The organism is Micromonospora sp. U56, assembly GCF_018070095.1.
Taxonomy (GTDB): Bacteria; Actinomycetota; Actinomycetes; order Mycobacteriales; family Micromonosporaceae; genus Micromonospora; species Micromonospora purpureochromogenes.
On the sequence record NZ_JAGPYL010000071.1, the window covers coordinates 1 to 15,196 of the forward strand.

Consider the following 15,196-nt stretch of genomic DNA (forward strand, 5'->3'; position numbering starts at 1 on the left):
ACCCGGCAGCGGCGGTCGTCGGGCACGGGCAGCGGGTCGGCCAGCTGCGGCCGGTGGGTGGCGACCACGGCCAACGGCAGTCCGCGCAAGTTGGCCGCCGCGAAGAGGGCCCGCAGGAAGCGGTCCAGCTCCGGCCCGGCCCGGTCCAGGTCGTCGACCGCGATCACCACCGGCTGCCGGGCGGCGAGGGCCAGCAGCACCTGGCGGCAGGCCGCCGGGCCACCGGCGGCCGTGGCCGTGCCCTCCGGCGCGGCGAGCAGCGCCGCCAGCGCGGCGACCGTCGGGGTGGCCCGGGCCGGTGCGACCAGCCCGTCGACCAGGCTGGCCCGCCGCCGGTGGACCACCGCCGGCGGATCGCTGTCGCGCACCCCGGCCAGGTCGCGCACCAGCTCGGCGACCGGCCCGAACGCCCCCTGCGGGTACGGCGGGCAGTGCGCCACGCACCAGCGGACCGCCACCCCGTCGACCTGCTGCAGCGCGTGGCGCAGCTCGTGCAGCAGCCGGCTGCGGCCGATGCCGTCCGGTCCGACCAGCGACACCCATCGTGGCCGGTGTTCGCGGGCGGCCCGGACGAGCTGGTCCTGGGCGGTGGCCAGTTCTCGGCGCCGGCCCACCAGCGGGCCCTCGTGCCGGGGCCGTCGCGGCCGGGCCGGCGAGGTGACCCGCCAGACGTCGAGCGGCAGCGCCTTGCCGGCCAGCGCCACCGGGGCGAGCGCCCGCTGGTCGACCAGGTCGGCGGTGGCCCGGTGGGTGGCGGCGCAGACCACCACCCCGCCCGCCGGGGCGTACTCCTGCAACCGGGCGGCGGTCGTGGTGACCGCGCCGCTGGCCGCGCCGTGCCCGCCGTCGCGGGCGGCGGCCAGGTCGACCACCGCCTCGCCGGTGGCCACCCCGACCCGGACCCGCAGCCGCACGCCCCCCGGCATGGGCCGCCGGTCCAGCGCGCGCTGGATCTCCAGCGCGGCCCGCACCGCCCGGTACGCGTCGAGCCCGTCGGAGCGGCGCGCGCCGAACAGCGCCATCACCGCGTCGCCGACGTACTTCTCCACCACGCCGTGCCAGTGCCGCAGCACCCCGGCGACGGTGTCGAAGTACGCGCGTTGCAGCGCGCGGACGTCCTCCGGGTCGAGCCGTTCGGTCAGCGCCGTCGAACCGACGATGTCGGCGAACAGCACGCTGACCACGCGCCGTTCCTCCCGGACCGGCCAGGGTGACGTGACGTCCTCCCGACCGGTGGCGACCGTGGACAGTGGCATCGCACCCACCTTTCCCCCCAGCAGCGGTGCCTTACGACATCCGGACACTGTCACCACCGGGCCGTCGGGGGATCTGCAGAACGACGTATGTCGGCCGGTCGCAACCTTTAGTCGCAATGTCGACGCGAGGAGTACCACAGCGGGATCAAGCCCGTAGAACGGTGCGGGGACCTGTGACTAGGCTGCGGACATGGCCAGCGATGTGGACAGTGCACCGCTCGTCGGCCGTGCCGACCAGCTGACGGCGCTGCGTTCCGCGCTGCTCGACGAGCTCGGGCCCGGGCAGACGGCGGCGGTCTTCGTCAGCGGTGAGAGCGGGGTGGGCAAAACCCGGCTGCTGCACGAGGTCGGGGCACGGCTGCGCGACGGGGGAGCCGTCGTGCTGACCGGCACCTGCCTGGACATCGGCGACGCCTCGCCGCTGCACCCGGTGATCCAGGCGCTGCGCCGCTTCGACGCCGAGCTGACCGCCACCCAGGCGCGGACCTCGTCGGCCGTCCGCGGCCTGCTGCGGACGTTCGCCGAGGAGACGGCCACGGCGGACGGCGGCGCGCTGCTGGAGCGGGTGTCCCGCGGGCTGAGCCTGATCGCCGAGGGCCGTCCGCTGGTGCTGGTCCTCGACGACCTGCAGTGGGTCGACCGGAGCACCCGGCAGCTGCTGCTCTACCTCCTCGCCGGCCTGGGCGACCTCCAGCTCTCCGTGCTCGCCGCGGTGCGGGCCGAGTCGTTGCAGGGCGCCCACCCGCTGCGCCGGGTGCTCACCGAGCTGCGCCGGCTGCGCTCGGTCCGGGTGGTCGACCTGGCCCCGCTGGACCGCGCGGACACCGACCGGCTGGTCGCCGCGATCGTCGGCACGCCGCCGACGCCGGAGGCCACTGAGCAGGTCTGGCAGCGCAGCGGCGGCAACCCCTTCGTGGTCGAGGAACTCGCGCGCGACCTGCGCGACGGCCGCGACGGGCTCTCCGACACGTTGCGCGAGATCTTCCTGTCCCGGGTCGACGCGCTGCCCCAGCACGCGCACGCGGTGGTGCACGCCGTGGCCGCCGGGGTGGAGCCGGTCGAGCACTGGCTGCTGGCCGAGGTGCTGGGCCTGCCCGAGCAGGAGCTGATCGAGGCGGTCCGGGCCGCGGTGGCGCACCGGCTGCTGGTCGGCGCCGACGAGGGCTACCGGCTCCGGCACCGCCTGGTCGCCGAGGTGCTCGCCCACGAGCTGCTGCCCGCCGAGCGCTCCGCCCTGCACCGACGCTACGCCGAGGCGCTCACCCGGGCGCCGGCGGAGCTGCACCAGGCCCGGCTGGCGCACCACTGGCGGTTGGCGGGCGAGCCCGGCCGGGCGTTGCCGGCGGCGATGGCCGCGGCCCGCGAGGCCGAGCGGCTGCACGGTTTCGCCGAGGCGCACCGACACTGGTCGGTGGCGTTGCAGTTGGCCGACACCCCGCCCGCCGGGCCGACGGAGGCGGCGCCGGTGCAGGTCGACCGGGCGACGCTGCTGGAGCACGCGGCCGAGACCGCCCACCAGTGCGGCGAGCACGCCCGGGCGCTCGCCCTGCTGGCCGAGCTGGCCGGCGGCGACGACGCCGAGCCGTCCTGCGCGCTGCGCATCCGGCGGGCCCGCTACCTCGCCGCCGCCGGGCGCTCCGCCCCCGCCGAGGCCGAGTACCAGCGCGTGCTGGAGGCCGCCGACTGCACCTCCCGGGAACGGGCCACCGCCGCCGCCCACCTCGCCGAGCTGCTGCTGCACCTGGGCCGGTACGCCGACGCCGGCGTCCGGGCCCGGGAGGCACTGGCGCTGGCGGCCGAGGTCGACGGCAGCACTACCGAGGTGGTGCTGGCCAGCTCGGCGCTCGGCTTCAGCGAGGCGTTCCTGGAGGACCCGGACGCCGGCCTGGCCGTGGTGCGGCGGGCGCTGGAGATCGCCGAGCGGGCCGGCCGGCCCGAGGACGTGGCGTGCGCGTACCTGCACCTGGCGGAGCTGCTGACCGGGCCGCTGAACATCCTCGAGGAGGGGGTGGTGGTGGCCCGCCGGGGCGCCGAGCGGGTCGCCGAGCTGGGGCTGGGACGCACCTACGAGACCCGGCTGCTGGCCATCGCCACCAACGGGCTGTTCCGGGTGGGGCAGTGGGCCGAGGCGGAGAAGGTCGTCGCGGCGGCGCTGCGACACCGCCCGTCCGGCGCGGACGCGGTCGAGCTGCTGCTGGCCCGGTGCCGCCTCTCCGTCGGCTACGGCGACGTCGAGGCCTCCGACCGCGACCTGGAGGCGGTGGCCACGGTGCTGGCCGGTGGCGGGGCGCGGCACGTGCTGCCGATGCTGATTCTGCGGGCCGGGTTGGCGATGTGGCAGGGCCGGCACGACGCGGCCCGGCAGGCGGTGCAGCGCGGCCTCACCGAGAGCCGCTCGGACGACGTGGTGCTGCTGGCCACCCTCGCCTGGCACGGCCTGCGCGCCGAGGCGGAGGCGCACGCCAGCCGGACGGTGCCGGTCGACGAGACCGTGGTCCGGCGGCTGCGCGAGGTGGTCGACCGGGTGGCCCGCAAGAGCGCCCACGCCGCCCGGCCGGTACGCCTGGGCGCGGAGGGCTTCCTGGTGCTCTGCACGGCCGAGCTGAGTCGGCTCGACGGGCGGGGCGACCCCGACCTGTGGGCCCGGTCGGCCGCCGAGTGGGACCGGCGCAACCACCCGTACCCGGCGGCGTACTCGCGGCTGCGGCAGGCCGAGGCGCTGCTCGCCCGACGCAGCCGCAGCGCGACCGCGGCCAAGCTGCTGCGCCGGGCGTACGAGATGGCGCAGGGGCTGGGTGCCGTGCCGTTGACCAGCGAGATCAAGACCCTCGCCGGGCGGGCCCGGGTGGAGCTGGAGGAGCGCGCCCAGCCGGCCGGCGGCGCGGGGGCGACCCGCAGCGAGCCGGTCAGCGACGAACTGGCGGTGCTGACCGCCCGGGAGCGCGAGGTGCTCGCCGCGGTGGCCGAGGGGTTGACCAACAAGGAGATCGGCCAGCGGCTGTTCATCAGCGAGCGGACCATCGGCGTGCACGTCTCGCACATCTTCGACAAGCTCCAGGTGCGTACCCGGGTCCAGGCCAGCGCGATCTACCTGCGCAACCGCACCGACTGACGCACACACCGGGCCGCGACGAATACGTCGTTCTACTGATCCCGTACGTCGGTGTCGCTGGAAGGCTGTCCAGCGACGCCGACGGCACGGGGGTGCCCCGACCACTGTGGAGGAGACATGACGGAACCGGTCTGGGGCCCGGTCCACGCCGACATCGTCGGGCTGCTGGCGGACCACCCGGGCGACGTGCCGGCGGTGGTGGACCATCTCACCAAGCTCCAGGACCTGTTGGTGCGGCTGCCTCCGCTGGAGCGCAGCTGCCCGCTGGCCGACTTCAACGAGCTGTACCTGACCATCACCACCAGCGTGCTGGAGGGGCTGTACGACGACTTCTTCGCCGACCCGGTCTTCCTGTCCCGGCTCGACGTGGAGTTCGCCACCCGTTACTTCGACGCGCTGCGGCTGTGGACGGAATCCAGCCCGACCACCCCGAAGGCCTGGTCGTGCCTGTTCAAGCGGATGCGCGGCCCGGACGCCCGGCCGCTGCCGTCGGCGGCGGCGGGGGTGAACGCGCACATCAACTTCGATCTGCCGTTCGCGCTGGTGACGACCTTCGACCATCTGGAGTCCGAGCCGGTCGACGGCAGCGAGCAGCACCGCGACTATCTCAAGATCAACGACATCTTCGCCGACAAGATCCCCTCGCTGCGGCGCGGCTACCTGGAGCGGTGGCAGCTGCTGATCGACATGCTCAACGGGGACGTCGACGACTGGTACCAGGGCGAACTGGTGGAATACACCCGGGACGTGGCCTGGCGCAACGCCCAGAAGATCTGGCGGTGCCGGCACGACCCGCACGCCCGCGACTGCGAGCGCACGCGGCTGGACGACAACGCCGCGGCACTCGGCCGGCTGCTGCTGTCGCCACTGGGGGCGTTCCTGCAGTAGCCGGGGACGGGGGGTCCCCGCGCTCCGGAAAACCGGGGCGCGGGGACGCGTCCCCGCCCGGCAGGATGGCCGGATGCCGCTGACCGAACAGCCCCTGCCCGGCAACGTCACCACCGGCGTGGTCCGGGTCGGCGACACGGTGCACCGGCCGGCCGGCCCGTGGACCGACAGCGTCGACGCGCTGCTGGCACATCTGCACAAGGTGGGCTTCACCGGCGCGCCCCGGCCGCTGGGCCGCGACGCGCGCGGCCGCCAGGTGCTGGAGTACGTGCCGGGGGAGTGCGGGCCGGAGGCCGGGACGTACCCGCTGGCGGAGCTGGCCTCGATCGGCCGGCTGCTGGCCGACCTGCACGACGCGGTGGCGGGGTTCGTGCCCCCGGAGCCGGCCGGCTGGCGGGTGGCCATCGCCCCGGACGGCGCCGACCTGGTCTGCCACCACGACGCCGCGCCCTGGAACCTGGTCCGCGCCGACCGCGGCTGGGTGCTGATCGACTGGGACGGCGCCGGCCCCGGCACCCGGCGCTGAAAGTTGGCGTACGCCGCGCAGGCCATGGCGGGGATGCGGCCGGACCGGCCGGTCGCCGAGTCCGCGCGGCGGCTGCGCGCCCCGGTCGACGGGTACGGCCTGGCCGGCGCCGACCGCCCGGCGCTGGCCGCCACCCTGGGCCGCCGGGCCCGGGCGATGTACGCGCTGCTGCGCGACGGCGCCCGCGACGGGGTGCAGCCCTGGGCCCGGATCTGCACCGTCGACGGCCCGTACTGGCGGGCCACCGCCGCACCTGGACGCGCACGTCGAGGACTGGACCCGCGCACTGGAGTGAGCCGGGGTGTCGGCCGGCCCGCACCGGGTACCCGCGGGTCATGCCCGTGCACCGTTCCGCGTTCCGCTTCGATCCGGCCTTCCGGGCCCCGCTGGCGCTGCTCGGCGTACGCCCGGAGACCTCCTGGGTGCTCGTCGACGACGAGGCGCTGGAGATCCGGTACGGACCCTGGCGGCTGCGCACCCCCCGGGCCAACATCACCGGGGCGCGGCTCGACGGGCCGTACCGGTGGTGGCGGACGATCGGGCCGCACCTGTCGTTCGCCGACCAGGGGGTCACCTTCGGCACCAGCACCGCCGCGGGGGTCTGTGTGCATTTCGCCGAGCCCGTCCCGGCCCTGGTGCCGGGACCGTGGCCCCGCCACCCGGGCGCCACGGTCACCGTCTCCGACCCGGAGGCCCTGCGGGACGTCCTGGGGGCGCCACCGGGCTGAGGGCAGCGGGCCCGCGGTGGCGTGCCCGCGATGATCTCCCGGCTTGCCGGTTCCGCCTAACGGTGCCGCGGGGACCGCCTACGGTCGGTGCAGGGCCGTAGAGAGTGGGACGGGGATGGTGGACGGGCGGGACGGGGCGACGTCACGGCGTGCCCGGGGGCGGCGTGGCACGCCGGCGGGTCTCGGGCCCGAGGTGCGGGCGGCCCGCGATCCGCTGCAGGGGGAGCGCACCCGGCCGGGGTCGGTGACGGTCCCGGAGTGCGTGGAGAGCCACGCCCGCCCCCGCCCGGCGGCCGACCCGCTGCGGCGCTGGCTCTTCACCCACCAGGTGCAGCCCGTCGGCCCCGAGGCCCAGGAGGGTACGCAGAAGCGCCACCCCTGGTGGCAGGTGATGTGCCTGACCGGCGTCGACTACTTCTCCACGCTGTCGTACCTGCCCGGCATCGCGGCGCTGGCGGCCGGGGCGCTCTCCCCGCTGGCCACCCTGCTCATCGTGGCGCTGACCCTGTTCGGGATGCTGCCGATGTACCGGCGGGTGGCCCGGGAGAGCCCGCACGGGCAGGGCTCGGTGGCGATGCTGGAACGGCTGCTGCCCTTCTGGCGCGGCAAGATCTTCGTCCTGGTGCTGCTCGGCTTCGTCGCCACCTCGTGGATCATCACGATCACCCTCTCCGCCGCCGACGCGACCGTCCACCTGCTGGAGAACCCGTACCTGCCGGCGTCCGTCCCGCACGGCACGGCCGCCGCCGTGGTGGTGACCGTGGTGCTGCTGCTGGTCCTCGGCGGGGTGTTCCTGCTGGGGTTCAGCGAGGCGGTCACCGTGGCCATCCCACTGGTCGCGGTCTTCCTCGGGCTGAACGCGGTGATCGTCGTGGTCGGGCTGGCCGAGGTGGCCGCGAGCCCGTCCCTGGTGGGCGACTGGACGCAGGCGCTGACCGCCGGTGGCACCGGTCTGGGCGACCTGGTCGGGCCCGCGGTGCTGGCCTTCCCGCTGCTGGTGCTGGGCCTGTCCGGCTTCGAGACCGGGGTCAGCATGATGCCGCTGGTGAAGGGGGCGGGGACGGACTCCCGGCAGCGCCTGGAGGCGCGGATCCACAACACCCGCAAACTGCTCACCGCCGCCTCGCTGATCATGTCGGTGTACCTGATCGCCACCACGTTCGTCACCACCGTGCTGATCCCGGCGGAGGAGTTCCGGCCGGGCGGCGCCGCCAACGGACGGGCCCTGGCCTGGCTGGCCCACGAACACCTCGGCGAGGCGTTCGGCACCGTGTACGACATCAGCAGCGTGCTGATCCTCTGGTTCGCCGGCGCCTCGGCGATGGCCGGCCTGATCAACATCGTGCCGCGCTACCTGCCGTCGTACGGGATGGCGCCGGAGTGGGGCCGGGCGGTCCGGCCGGTGGTCATCGTCTACACGCTGATCAGCATCGCCATCACGATCGCCTTCCGGGCGGACGTCAACGCCCAGGCCGGCGCGTACGCCACCGGGATCCTGGCGATGCTGGTCTCCGGCGCGGTGGCGGTGACCATCGCGGCCGTGCGGGCCCACCACCGGATCGCCGGGGCCGGCTTCGGCCTGCTCACCGCCGTCCTGCTCTACGCCCTCGCCGAGAACGTGATCGAGAAGCCGGAGGGCATCGCCATCTCGGCCCTGTTCATCGCGGGGATCATCGCCGTCTCGCTGATCTCCCGGGTGTCCCGCACCACCGAGCTGCGGGCCGAGCGGATCGAGTTCGATCCGGCCGCCCGGCGATTCATCGCCGACTCGCTGACCAACGACGGCCGGCTGCACCTGATCGCCAACAAGCGCGACAGCGGGGCGCTCAAGGAGTACCGGGTCAAGGAGCGGGCGCAGCGCGGCATGAACCCGGTGCCCGGCGCGGCCGACGTGCTCTTCCTGGAGATCGACGTGGTGGACCCGTCCCAGTTCAGCCAGGTGCTGCGGGTGCACGGCGTGGAGGTCGGCGGCTACCGGGTGCTGCGGGCCAGCAGCCCGGCCGTCCCGAACGCCATCGCCGCCATCCTGCTCGCCCTGCGCGACGGCACCGGCGTACGCCCGCACGCGCACTTCGAGTGGTCCGAGGGCAACCCGCTCGCCCACCTGCTGCGCTACCTCATCCTCGGCCGGGGCGACACGCCGCCGGTGGTCCGGGAGATCATCCGCAAGAGTGAGCCGGACCCGTCGCGCCGACCGGGCATCCACGTCGGCGGCTGAGCGCCGTGAGCCCGGGCCGCCGGTCAGCCCGGTGACCGCAGCCGCCCGGCCAGGTCGCCGGCGAAGAAGTCCAGGAAGCCGTCCGGGTCGGGGCCGGCATTCTGCAGGACGATGTGGTCGTAGCCGGCGTCGACGAAGGCCCTGACCGCCGCCACGTGCACCTGCGGATCCGGGCCGACGGCGAACTGGCGCCGGATGTGGTGGTCCTCCACCCAGGAGGTCGCCGCGTCGAAGTTCGCCGGGTTGGGCAGCTCGCTCATCACCTTCCATCCGGTGATCGCCCACCGGCTGGTCTCCCACGCGGCCCGCACCGCCTGTTCCTCGTCGCCGGCCCAGGCCAGCGGCACCTCGGCGTAGCGGGGTCCGGAGCCGCCGGCCGCCCGGTAGTGCTCGACGATGGACGACTTCGGCTCGGTGACGAACAGGCCGTCGCCCAGCTCGGCCGCCATGGTGGCCGACGACCTGCCGCTGGCCGCCACGGCGATCACCGGCGGGGTGTCCGGCAGGTCGAAGACCCGGGCGTCCTCCAGCTGGAGGTGCTTGCCCTCGTACGACTGGTAGCCGCCCTGCCAGAGCAGGCGGATGATCTCCAGCGCCTCGCGCAGCCGCTCGTGTCGCCCCCGTACGCTCGGGAAGCCCTGCCCGACCACGTGCTCGTTGAGGCGTTCCCCGGCGCCGACGCCGAGGGTGAACCGGCCGTCGGAGATCAGCGCCATGGTCGCGGCGGCCTGCGCGATGATCGCCGGGTGGTACCGCACGGTGGGGCAGGTGACCCCGGTCGCCAGGCCCAGGCTGCTCGTCTTCGCGGCGATCGCGCCCAGCACGCTCCAGGTGAAGGACGAGTGGCCCTGCACGTCGAGCCAGGGGTGGAAGTGGTCGCTCATCGCCACGAAGTCGAAGCCGGCCTGCTCGGCGCGGACCGCCTGGCGGATGATCTCCTGCGGGCCGTAGCCCTCCGAGGCCAGCTTGTAGCCGATCTGCATGCCGCATCTCCGTCCCGTCCGGCGCTGGGCCGCTGCCCTTCCCGGCCGGCCCGCCGGCAAACGCACCCCCTCGACCCAGCCTCCTAGGACGCCCTAGGGGTGGTGGCGGACGTGATCGGGAGCGGACACGAAACGGCCCGCGCCCCGGGGGTGCGGGCGCGGGCCGGGGGTCGGCGGACCTACTTGGACGGCTCAGGCAGCTTGCAGTCGACCTTCGGGTTGGCGCCGACGTAGTTCAGCGGCCCGGCCACGATGGTCACCAGGATCGTGCCCGCCTCGGCGCAGTTGGTGTCGTCGTTGCTGTAGTAGCCGCGCTGGCCGGCGGCGATCGCGCCGATGAGCAACCAGATGACGACGATAACTCCGAGAATCGACGTGCCGCGCATGGGGTGCCTCCAGAGTCGTGGTGGGGTCGAGGTGACCCACTTGTACCCAGACGCGACGAGCGGATAAACGACATCCGGAACGGACACCGGCGCACCGGCCGGATCAGTGCGGCGGGGAAGGGGTCTCCGGCGGCTTGCCCCGGCTGCGCAGGGTGTCCGCGACGGCCACGCCGGCGAGTACCACCATCGCGCCCGCGGCGGCGAAGAGCGGCGGCAGGAAGAGCACCGCCGGGGCGAGGGTCAGCAGCGCCAGCAGCCCGCCGGGGCGCGACACCGAGACCCGGCTGAACACCTCGTACTCGAAGGCGGACCGGCCGACCAGGAAGAGCGCCGGCCCGCCGAGGATGACCGCCGCCCATGACGGCGGGGTGTGCCCCAGCGGCTCGTGCAGCACCAGTTCGAAGCCGGCCGCCGTGGTCACCACCCCGGCCACCAGGGTCAGGTGGGTGTACGGCGCGCTCAGCAGGAACCGGCTCGGCGCCTTCGCCGCCTGGATCGCGTGCGGCAGCAGTTCACCCGAGCGGTGCACGTAGATCCGCCAGAGCAGCAGGGTGGTGAGGAAGGCGATGGCGAACGCGCTGATGTTCTCCGCCTCGGAGTGCACGCGGCTGAACATGGTGCCGATGACCAGGACGGCGTCGCCGAGCGCGATGATGAAGAACTGCTGGAAGCGCTCCGACAGGTGCTCGGCGGTGACGTTGCGCTGCCGCTCCGGGACCATCCCCAGCCCGGGCACCGGGTACGCCAGCCGGAAGCCGCCGTAGTCGATGGCGAGTGCCAGCGCCCAGAACGCCTCCCGGGCGTGCCCGCTCACCGTGGCGCCGATGAGCCAGGGGCCTGCGGAGACGGCGAACCAGATGAAGATCCGCGCCGCCCGGCGCTGGGTCGCCCGGTGTCCGCGTACCGTGGGCATGAGGAACAGGCCCCGGCCGAGGTGGATCGCCACGTAGGTGCCGGCGAAGACCATGCCCCGGTCGGTGAAGGCGTGCGGGATGGCCGTGGTCATCAGCAGCGCGCCGAACATCACCGCCGTGATCAACAGTTTGATCTCGGTGCGCTGCGGGTCGTACATGTCGGTGACCAGGGTGGTGATCGCCCAGGTCCACCAGACCGCCATCAGGATGATCAGGGACTGGCCGGCGTGCTGCCAGGTCAGGTCGGTGACCAGGCCATTGGAGATGAGGGCGAGCGCGACGACGTAGACCAGGTCGAAGAAGAGCTCCAGCAGGGTGACCCGGCGGGGACCCTCGGGGTCGCGCACCGGCACGCCGGTCTGCCGGGCGGGCGGCTCCGGCATGAGTGGCTGCACGCTGCTGCTCCTGCGTACCGGTTGTCGGCGCGGCGGGCCGCGGTCGGCCCGCTCACCGACCGTAGCGACGGCCGCCAGCCGGCGTGTCCGGTTCGACGCTTCCCGGCGAATTCCGGTTGCCCGTCCGGTGCCGGCCACGCAGCCTGTACCGGATGGACCCGCACCCCGCCCCCGCCGGGCGACCGGCGCCGCTGCCGCGCATCGACGTCGCGCTGGTGCGGCGCCTGGTCGCCGGGCAGTTCCCGCGCTGGGCCGACCTGCCGGTCCGCCCGGTGGCGGCGGGCGGCTGGGACAACCGGACCTTCCACCTCGGCGACGAGATGACGGTACGGCTGCCCAGCGCGCCCGGCTACGCCGCACAGGTGGCCAAGGAGCAGCGCTGGCTGCCGGTGCTCGCCCCCCACCTGCCGCTGCCCGTGCCGATCCCGCTCGCGCAGGGGGAGCCCGCCGAGGGCTACCCGTTCGCGTGGTCGGTGTACCGGTGGATCGAGGGGGGACAGGCCCGGGTGGAGCGGATCGCCGACCTGACCGCGTTCGCCACCGGGCTCGCCGGCTTCCTCGCGGCCCTGCACCGGATCGACGTCACGTCCGGTCCGGTCGCCGGGGAGCACAGCGCCTGGCGCGGGGGACCACTTCGGACGTACGACGCGGCGACCCGGGCCGCGATCGCCGGATCGGGTGACCGGGTTCCGGGGGAGCTGGTCACCGGAATCTGGGAGCTGGCGCTGCGCTCCACCTGGTCCGGCCCACCGGTCTGGTTCCACGGCGACGTCGCCTTCGGCAACCTGCTGGTCCGCGACGGCCGGCTGGCCGCGGTGATCGACTTCGGCTGTTGTGGGGTGGGGGATCCGGCCTGTGACCTGACGGTCGCCTGGACGTTGCTCACCGCCGGGAGCCGGACCGCGTTCCGCGACGCGCTCGCGGTGGACGAGGCGACCTGGAACCGGGGCCGAGGCTGGGCGCTGTGGAAGGCGCTGATCACGCTCGACGACACCGATCCGGCTCGCGCGGCGGAGGCGCGGCACACGTTCGCGGCCATCGTTGAGGAGTACGCCGCCCCGGGTCGGTGACGGTCCGGGGCGGACGGTGTGGGGCGGACGGTGTGGGCCGGTGTCCGCGCCGAGGCGCGGTCACCGGCCCACGTGGTGCTCAGGCCTGGTCGGCGGCCGACTCGGGCAGCACCGCACCGGCCTCGGCGCCGGCACCGGCCAGCAGCTTCGCCTGCTGCGGCCAGGTCGCCAGGCTCGGCGCGGCACGCAGCCCGGCGGCCCGGATGGTCTCGCGCAGCGCCGGCTCGTCCAGCTCGGCCAGCTGGCGGTAGGTGCGGATCCCCGCGGCCTGCAACGCGGCGGCCATCTTCGGCCCGACCCCCTGGATCCGGCGGAAGTCGTCCGCCGCCTCGGCGTCCGGCGTGGCCACGACGTCCGCGTCGGCGGTCGCCGGCTCGTCGGACGCGACCGGCGCCTCGTCATCCAGCGCACGGCGGGGAGCGGGAATCACCGGTTCCGCTGGCTCGACCGCGGCCGGGGCGGGAGCCTCGACCTCGGCCGGGGCGACGGCCTCGACCGGCGCGGCGGGGGCGACGGGCTCGGCGTCCACCTCGTGGGCGGTGGCGGTGGTGTCGGGGCCGCTCTGCGCGACGCCGACCGGCTCCACCGTCCGCTCCTCGTCGGCCTCGACAACGATGTCGGTCCGCTCGTCGTCCGCGTCGAACGCGTCGGTGCGGTCGTCGAGCGCGTCGGTGCGATCGGCCGCCACGTCGGCCCCGGAGGCGGCCACGTCGACCGGGCCGGCGACGGTGTCCGACGCGGCGGTGTCGTCGTCGGCGGTCAGCGGGGTGTGGCTGGCGGCCAGGGACGCGGCGGCCGGCGTTGCGTCGAGGTCGTGCGGGGTGGGCGCGTCGATCACGGCGGCGGGCGCCGGCGCGACGTCGACGGTGGCCGCCGGCTGGGGGGTGTCGACGGTGGCGGTCACCGTGGCGGCGGCCTTCTCCCCCTCGGAGAGCCCGACGACCGGGTCACCCTCCACCATGGGCTCCGGCCGCTCGGCGGTCGCCGCGACCTGCCGGCCGCGGGCCACCCAGCCCCCGGCTCCGCCCAGCACCAGGGCCAGGATCACGATCAGCCACTGCCCGAAAGTCGACGGCACGGCAAACCTCCCTCTTGCATACGTCGGTGAAAGTCACGAAGAAAACTCGCCGGCAGCTTCGCACACGCGTATGGCGGACGACAGGGAGGATGGGTCATCGCGACGCAGGTGGGATGCACGGTGTCGGCGGGTGGCGGTGGGATGACCGACGGTACGGAAAGCGGGTGGACCCGGCCGGGCCGCGACGAGGTGCCGTCGTCCGACCCGGCCGGGCGGCTCGGTCCTCTTCGACGTCCGCCCGTTCACCCGGCCGCGCGCGGCGCCGGGACGTCGGCGGCGTCCCAGCGGTAGAAGCAGCCGGCGATCGCGTCCCGGGGGGAATGCCAGGTCGGCAGGTAGGGGGAGGTGTGCGCGGAGAGTCGCTCGTTGACCTGGAGGTACAGCGGGTGGTTGCGGGCGCCGGCCAGCGCGTCCGGGTCCACGTCCTCGGTCTCCATCAGGTGGACGCACAGGTCGTGCAGGCAGTACAGGGACCGGTGCCGGACGCCGGTCAGGGCGGGCAGTTCGGTGGCGTCGGATTCGGCGAAGATCTGCGCCACCCGGCCCTCCGAGCCCGGGAGGATCCTGCTGACGATCAGTAGACGGCTCATGGGACCCCTCTCGCCGGTGGCGCTCCGTCGAGGTCGGAGCCCACGGACTGCTGTGCGGCCCACCCTGCCGGCACTGCTGTCACCTGACCGTCACGCGTGCCGCGCCGGTGGTGACGGCGGTCAGCCGCCCTGGGGCGCGACCCGGGCGGCCGGCGGTCGACCAGGGGGGTCGGGCCGCTCCCGGGTGGCGTCGCGGATCGGCGCGAGGGTGTCGTCGAGCAGCGCGGTCATCGCCGCAGAGGGCTCCAGCCGCAGCTCCCGCAGCAGCAGGTCGCGGTAGACGTAGAAGGCGTGCACCGCCTCGAAGGCGTTGCCCTCGGCGAGGTGGATGCGCACCACCAGCCGGTGTGGCGTCTCCCGCAGCGGCTCGGCGGCCATCGCCTCCAGCGCGGCCTGCAGCGCCTCCCCGTGCCGGCCGGCCGCCAGGTGGTGGCCGGCCAGGTCCTCCAGCATGTGCAGGCGCAGCTGGCGTAGCCGCTCCCGGTCGGCGAGGACCCAGTCGTCGTACCAGCCGGGGAGCAGGTCGTGCCGGCCGGCGGCGAGCGCGGCGGACGGGTCCTCGCCGTGGCGGACCCGGGCGGCGGTGCCGACCAGCGCGTCGACGTCGACGCGGACGACCGGGTCGAGCCGTACCGTGTCGCCGGCGGTGGTGAAGGGGCAGCACGGGTCCTGGCGCAGTCGCCAGAGGGCGGTGCGCAGGGAGGACAACGCCCGGTCCTCCGGCGCGTCCGGCCAGAGCAGGCCCGCGAGGTGGCTGCGGGTGGCGCCCGGGCGCAGCGCGATCAGCGCGATGACCCGTTGCAGCCCGCGGGGGACCACGATCGGGGTGTCGCCGTGCAGCAGCCGGAAACCGCCGAGCAGGTGCAGCGAGATGTTCGTGCCGGGTGGGCGCCCGGTCGTCGGCATGGACGAATCAGCGGCCACGGCGGCACCCCCTGCGGAACGCGCGTCCCGACTCCTCGTGTGTCCCGGTGCGGCACCCGTGACCGCACTGTCGGGTCGCTGCGCCGTGACGGTGTCGCCACGGCCACCGGGCTGACCGTGACGAAGAT

Annotated in this window: 13 protein-coding genes; 6 read left to right on the forward strand and 7 right to left on the reverse strand. The window is 74.7% G+C overall.

Going from position 1 to position 15,196, the window contains the following annotated elements; all coding sequences use genetic code 11:
- On the reverse strand, window positions 1-1,256 hold a 1,256-nt coding region (locus KBX37_RS22000; RefSeq protein ID WP_210777814.1), incomplete at its 3' end, for an adenylate/guanylate cyclase domain-containing protein.
- A gap of 190 nt (window positions 1,257-1,446) precedes the next feature.
- On the opposite strand from KBX37_RS22000, the gene KBX37_RS22005 reads away from it, so the two are divergent.
- The 5 genes from KBX37_RS22005 (at window position 1,447) to KBX37_RS22025 (ending at window position 8,728) form a co-directional block, all read left to right on the forward strand.
- A complete protein-coding gene (locus tag KBX37_RS22005; protein WP_210777815.1) occupies window positions 1,447-4,368 on the forward strand; it encodes a helix-turn-helix transcriptional regulator in 2,922 nt (973 codons plus the stop codon).
- A 117-nt stretch (window positions 4,369-4,485) separates the two neighbouring features.
- Window positions 4,486-5,256, forward strand: a complete 771-nt coding sequence (locus tag KBX37_RS22010; RefSeq protein ID WP_154936413.1) for a DUF5995 family protein — start codon at window positions 4,486-4,488, stop codon at window positions 5,254-5,256.
- Window positions 5,257-5,329: 73 nt separating this feature from the next.
- Window positions 5,330-5,782, forward strand: a complete 453-nt coding sequence (locus KBX37_RS34685) for a phosphotransferase (RefSeq protein ID WP_247658667.1) — start codon at window positions 5,330-5,332, stop codon at window positions 5,780-5,782.
- Between the two features lie 335 nt (window positions 5,783-6,117).
- The gene (locus KBX37_RS22020; RefSeq protein WP_210777816.1) at window positions 6,118-6,510 is read left to right on the forward strand and encodes a hypothetical protein; all 393 of its coding nucleotides are present in this window, start codon (window positions 6,118-6,120) and stop codon (window positions 6,508-6,510) included.
- Window positions 6,511-6,625: 115 nt separating this feature from the next.
- Window positions 6,626-8,728 (forward strand): APC family permease, encoded by a 2,103-nt coding sequence (locus tag KBX37_RS22025; protein ID WP_210777817.1) that lies wholly within the window; start codon window positions 6,626-6,628, stop codon window positions 8,726-8,728.
- A gap of 23 nt (window positions 8,729-8,751) precedes the next feature.
- Here KBX37_RS22025 and KBX37_RS22030 read toward each other — a convergent pair whose 3' ends face one another.
- The 3 genes from KBX37_RS22030 to KBX37_RS22040 all read right to left on the reverse strand — a co-directional run bounded on the left by KBX37_RS22030 (window position 8,752) and on the right by KBX37_RS22040 (window position 11,406).
- The gene (locus KBX37_RS22030; protein WP_210777818.1) at window positions 8,752-9,711 is read right to left on the reverse strand and encodes a TIGR03557 family F420-dependent LLM class oxidoreductase; all 960 of its coding nucleotides are present in this window, start codon (window positions 9,709-9,711) and stop codon (window positions 8,752-8,754) included.
- A gap of 179 nt (window positions 9,712-9,890) precedes the next feature.
- Entirely contained in the window at window positions 9,891-10,097 is a 207-nt protein-coding gene (locus KBX37_RS22035; RefSeq protein ID WP_210777819.1) for a hypothetical protein, read from the reverse strand.
- 103 nt (window positions 10,098-10,200) lie between these two features.
- The gene (locus KBX37_RS22040; protein ID WP_307849157.1) at window positions 10,201-11,406 is read right to left on the reverse strand and encodes a low temperature requirement protein A; all 1,206 of its coding nucleotides are present in this window, start codon (window positions 11,404-11,406) and stop codon (window positions 10,201-10,203) included.
- A gap of 152 nt (window positions 11,407-11,558) precedes the next feature.
- Between KBX37_RS22040 and KBX37_RS22045 the strand changes: the two genes are divergently transcribed.
- On the forward strand, window positions 11,559-12,476 hold the full coding sequence (locus KBX37_RS22045; RefSeq protein ID WP_210777820.1) for an aminoglycoside phosphotransferase family protein: 918 nt from the start codon (window positions 11,559-11,561) through the stop codon (window positions 12,474-12,476).
- Window positions 12,477-12,555: 79 nt separating this feature from the next.
- On the opposite strand, the gene KBX37_RS22050 is transcribed toward KBX37_RS22045, so the two are convergent.
- The 3 genes from KBX37_RS22050 to KBX37_RS22060 form a co-directional block, all read right to left on the reverse strand.
- Window positions 12,556-13,554 carry a hypothetical protein gene (locus KBX37_RS22050; RefSeq protein ID WP_210777821.1) on the reverse strand — a complete coding sequence of 333 codons (999 nt, stop codon included), beginning with the start codon at window positions 13,552-13,554 and terminating at the stop codon, window positions 12,556-12,558.
- A 242-nt stretch (window positions 13,555-13,796) separates the two neighbouring features.
- The gene (locus KBX37_RS22055) at window positions 13,797-14,144 is read right to left on the reverse strand and encodes a TcmI family type II polyketide cyclase (RefSeq protein ID WP_210777822.1); all 348 of its coding nucleotides are present in this window, start codon (window positions 14,142-14,144) and stop codon (window positions 13,797-13,799) included.
- 120 nt (window positions 14,145-14,264) lie between these two features.
- Window positions 14,265-15,068 carry a BTAD domain-containing putative transcriptional regulator gene (locus KBX37_RS22060; RefSeq protein WP_374103810.1) on the reverse strand — a complete coding sequence of 268 codons (804 nt, stop codon included), beginning with the start codon at window positions 15,066-15,068 and terminating at the stop codon, window positions 14,265-14,267.
- Window positions 15,069-15,196 lie beyond the last annotated feature (128 nt).

Excerpts from the sequence above, each read along its gene's own strand:
- KBX37_RS22005 (WP_210777815.1), top strand. The coding sequence starts at position 1,447 with ATGGCCAGCGATGTGGACAGTGCACCGCTCGTCGGCCGTGCCGACCAG.
- KBX37_RS22020 (WP_210777816.1), top strand. The coding sequence starts at position 6,118 with ATGCCCGTGCACCGTTCCGCGTTCCGCTTCGATCCGGCCTTCCGGGCC.
- KBX37_RS22045 (WP_210777820.1), top strand. The coding sequence starts at position 11,559 with ATGGACCCGCACCCCGCCCCCGCCGGGCGACCGGCGCCGCTGCCGCGC.
- KBX37_RS22030 (WP_210777818.1), bottom strand. The coding sequence starts at position 9,711 with ATGCAGATCGGCTACAAGCTGGCCTCGGAGGGCTACGGCCCGCAGGAG.
- KBX37_RS22025 (WP_210777817.1), top strand. The coding sequence starts at position 6,626 with ATGGTGGACGGGCGGGACGGGGCGACGTCACGGCGTGCCCGGGGGCGG.
- KBX37_RS22035 (WP_210777819.1), bottom strand. The coding sequence starts at position 10,097 with ATGCGCGGCACGTCGATTCTCGGAGTTATCGTCGTCATCTGGTTGCTC.
- KBX37_RS22055 (WP_210777822.1), bottom strand. The coding sequence starts at position 14,144 with ATGAGCCGTCTACTGATCGTCAGCAGGATCCTCCCGGGCTCGGAGGGC.
- KBX37_RS22010 (WP_154936413.1), top strand. The coding sequence starts at position 4,486 with ATGACGGAACCGGTCTGGGGCCCGGTCCACGCCGACATCGTCGGGCTG.
- KBX37_RS34685 (WP_247658667.1), top strand. The coding sequence starts at position 5,330 with ATGCCGCTGACCGAACAGCCCCTGCCCGGCAACGTCACCACCGGCGTG.